The organism is Rhizobium sp. SEMIA 4085, assembly GCF_013004495.1.
Taxonomy (GTDB): Bacteria; Pseudomonadota; Alphaproteobacteria; order Rhizobiales; family Rhizobiaceae; genus Rhizobium; species Rhizobium gallicum.
Map to the genome: position 1 here is coordinate 1 of NZ_JABEPH010000516.1, position 3,223 is coordinate 3,223.

General features: G+C 60.2%; 5 protein-coding genes and 1 pseudogene. 4 read left to right on the plus strand and 2 right to left on the minus strand.

What is annotated here, in order from left to right; genetic code table 11:
- A partial coding sequence (locus C9413_RS30180) for an exonuclease domain-containing protein (RefSeq protein ID WP_170251335.1) occupies positions 1-527 on the plus strand: 527 nt, incomplete at its 5' end.
- A 64-nt stretch (positions 528-591) separates the two neighbouring features.
- On the plus strand, positions 592-1,086 hold the full coding sequence (locus C9413_RS30185; RefSeq protein WP_039845335.1) for a CreA family protein: 495 nt from the start codon (positions 592-594) through the stop codon (positions 1,084-1,086).
- Between the two features lie 49 nt (positions 1,087-1,135).
- Here C9413_RS30185 and C9413_RS30190 read toward each other — a convergent pair whose 3' ends face one another.
- Complete coding sequence (locus C9413_RS30190) at positions 1,136-1,603, minus strand: chemotaxis protein CheW (protein ID WP_039845334.1); 468 nt, start codon at positions 1,601-1,603, stop codon at positions 1,136-1,138.
- A 2-nt stretch (positions 1,604-1,605) separates the two neighbouring features.
- Positions 1,606-1,889: pseudogene (locus tag C9413_RS34015) on the minus strand (methyl-accepting chemotaxis protein); the annotation flags it as partial.
- A gap of 153 nt (positions 1,890-2,042) precedes the next feature.
- Between C9413_RS34015 and C9413_RS30195 the strand changes: the two are divergent.
- Together C9413_RS30195 and C9413_RS30200 are read left to right on the plus strand one after the other, a co-directional pair.
- Positions 2,043-2,648, plus strand: a complete 606-nt coding sequence (locus C9413_RS30195; RefSeq protein WP_039845333.1) for an SCO family protein — start codon at positions 2,043-2,045, stop codon at positions 2,646-2,648.
- A gap of 4 nt (positions 2,649-2,652) precedes the next feature.
- The coding region (locus C9413_RS30200; protein WP_170251336.1) for an FAD-dependent monooxygenase at positions 2,653-3,223 on the plus strand (571 nt) is incomplete at its 3' end.

The window sequence follows — 3,223 nt, forward strand, 5'->3', positions numbered from 1 at the left end:
GTCTTGCCTGGATCAATGAGGGCAGGGTCACTCGTGTCGAGGAACGGCTGATCCGGCCGAAGGATATGCGTTTTTCCGGGATGAATATCGCAATCCACGGCATCCGGCCCGAGCATGTGGAAAATGCGCCGGAATTTCCGGAAGTCATGGAGGAGTTCCACGATGATTTCCGGGGCGCGACGATGATCGCGCACAATGCCGCCTTCGATTTCAGTGTCTGGCGCGCTTCGCTCGACCTTTATCGCCAGTCCTATCCGGAACTCAGTTATCTCTGCAGCCTCAAGATGGCGCAGCGTATCTGGCCGCAGTTCCTCTCGCACAGATTGAACGTGATCGCCGAGCATCTAGGTCTGCGCTTTTCCCACCACAATGCCGCGGAGGATGCTGCCGTCTGCGCCCATGCGGCGATCGAGATGGCAAGGGCCGTCAAGGCCGCTGCGGTGCATGCCATTCCCGCTGCAATCGGCATGACACCCGGCAGGCTCACCGCAAACGGCTACGAGCCCTGCACCTGCCGCAAGGCATAGCCAGCTTGCTTGTTTTGGCGGTGGCCGTACTTATCTAGTGAAGCGGATCATTCACGGAGCCGCCATGTCCACTTTGCGCAAGCTTGTTCTTTCTGCCGCTTCGGTTGCCGCGCTTGGCGCAGGTGTCGCGTCTGCCGAGGTCGTCGGCAAGGTCGGCGTCGACTGGATCGGCAACGATATCATCGTCGATGCCATCGCCGATCCGGAGGTGAAGGGCGTGACCTGCCACGTCACCTATTTCGACCGCAGCGTGATCGACCGGGTGAAAAACGGCAACTGGTTCGAGGATCCCTCGAACAATTCGATCGCCTGCCGCCAGACGGGACCGATCGAAATCGGTGACATTAATCTCTCGAGAGATGGCGACGAGGTGTTCAAGGCGGGCATGTCGCTCATCTGGAAGAAGCTGGTCGTTAACCGCATCTACGACAAGACCAACGACACTCTGATCTATCTCGCACATTCGCGCGAGCTGACAGATGGCTCGGCGAAGATGTCGATCTCGACGATCCCGCTCTATGGCCAGAACGTAACCTGGAAGAATGGCAAGCCGCAATAATGAAAGGCCCGGTTTTCGCCGGGGGCCCTGGTTTTGAGCGGAAGGCTGTTTAAGCAGCCTGTGACAGTTCGTCGGCGATGACAGTGTCGAGGTTCAGGAAGCAGACCATGGTCTTTTCCAGCGCCACGATGCCGCGGCAGAAGGCGCGCTGGGCTTCCGGGATGATTTCCGGCGGCGGCTGCAGGTCTTCGCTCTTGATGGTCATCATGTCGGAAACCTGCTCGACAAGGAGGCCGACGAGCTTGCCGGCGATGTCGGTGACGATGATGGCGGAGCGCTCCGACGGCTCCGTCATCTTCATGCCGAGACGACAGGCCATGTCGATGACCGGGATCACTGCACCGCGAAGGTTGATGAGGCCGAGCACGTAGGGCGGCGTATGCGGCATTGGCGTCACCGGCGCCCATCCGCGGATTTCGCGGATCGCCATGATGTCGATGCAGAACTCCTGTTCGGCGAGATGAAAGGAAACGATTTCGAGATGGGAACCGGCCTGTGAGATGATGGCGCTTGTCATGATCAGAATTCTTCCCAGTTGTCTCCGGCCGGAGCGGCCACGGCTTTGGCGGCGGCGCCGCCACTGAATGCGCCCGCGACTTTGCCAATCAGGCTCCGTGCGGGAGAAGGTTTCGGATGCGAGGCGGCGGTTGCTTCTCGCGGCGCGTGACGGGCATTCATGCCCTCGCCGGTCTTGAAATGCCTACCCAGCGGATCGGATTTCGGCGTCCGTTGCTGGTGGCAGTGTTGATGTCGTTCAGTCCAATGGATTTTTCGCTCGCAGAGGTTACGATTGATTTAACGTGCACCGCCAATGCGCAAACATCTGCCCAAAGCGGCGGTGAGACAATTAATCACGGGCAGGAAAACGGGATGTTGAATTGCGTGCGTGGCGCCGAAGAGCTATCAGGCGGGCAGTCGCGGGCAGCGCCGTCCGCTTGCTTTCAGGGGTCGCAGACATGAAGAATTTCCGGGTTGCTGTTTGGGTGGCCATCATCATCGTCGCAGCGATGCTCGGATGGCTGACGCTGAACATCACGAAGACGAGGGATATGCCGCTCGCCGAGGGGCCGTTCGGCGTTCCGTTCACGCTCGTTTCCCAAAGCGGCGAGCCGATCACCGAGCAGGCGTTACGCGGCAAGCCGACCGCGGTGTTCTTCGGCTTCACGCATTGCCCCGAGGTTTGCCCGACGACGCTCTTCGAGCTCAATGGCTGGATGGAGAAAGTCGATCCGGCGGGCGACAAGATACAGGCCTATTTCGTCACGGTCGATCCGGAGCGCGATACGCCGGAAATCATGAACCAGTACGTCTCGAACGTCTCGAAGCGCATCACCGGCATCTCCGGTCCGCCAGAGAAGGTTGCCGACGTCATCAAGGGCTTCCGCGTCTACGCCAAGAAGGTGCCCGTGGATGAGAAGGATCCGAATGGTGAATATACGATGGATCACACGGCATCCGTCTTCCTGCTTGATTCCGAGGGCCGTTTCGCCGGCACGATCGCCTATGGCGAAAACCCGGACACGGCGGTAAAGAAGCTGGAGAATTTGATCAGCAAGGGATGAAACCATGGGGGCCGGGCATCGCAACATCCTGATCGCCGGTGCTGGCGCGACGGGTCTTGCGGCAGCAATCGAGCTTGCCCGGCGAGGCTTTCGCCCGCGCATCATCGACAGCGATGTAGGCCCGGTGCCGCTTTCGGAAAGCCGGGCGCTCGGCATCAATGCGCGCACGCTGACTTTGCTTTCGCCTTCCCGGGCCGCTGACGCAATCCAGCAGGAGGCCTATCGGATCGATCGCTTTCGGGTACGGGCGGGCAAGAAAGTGCTTTTCGAGATCGATCCTTCCAAAATCGACGGCCGCTTTCCGGCAATCCAGGTGCTTGCGCAGGGCCGTACGGAACGGCTGCTGCTCGGCAAGCTTTCGGACTATGAAGTCGAGCCTGAATGGCAGACGGTGCTTGAAAGCGTCACCGGCACGATGGACCGGCCGCATGTGACGCTGCGCCGCGCAGATGGCTCCCGGGAGGAAATCGACCTCGATATCCTGATCGGTGCCGATGGCGCACATTCCATCGTGCGCAAGGCTGCAGGCATCGGCTTCCCGGGCGAGGAGATCGAGGAGGCTTGCTATCTTAGGC

What these genes read in the sequence shown, in the direction of transcription:
- C9413_RS30185 (WP_039845335.1), top strand. Translation starts at nt 592, where the DNA reads ATGTCCACTTTGCGCAAGCTTGTTCTTTCTGCCGCTTCGGTTGCCGCG.
- C9413_RS30190 (WP_039845334.1), bottom strand. Translation starts at nt 1,603, where the DNA reads ATGACAAGCGCCATCATCTCACAGGCCGGTTCCCATCTCGAAATCGTT.
- C9413_RS30195 (WP_039845333.1), top strand. Translation starts at nt 2,043, where the DNA reads ATGAAGAATTTCCGGGTTGCTGTTTGGGTGGCCATCATCATCGTCGCA.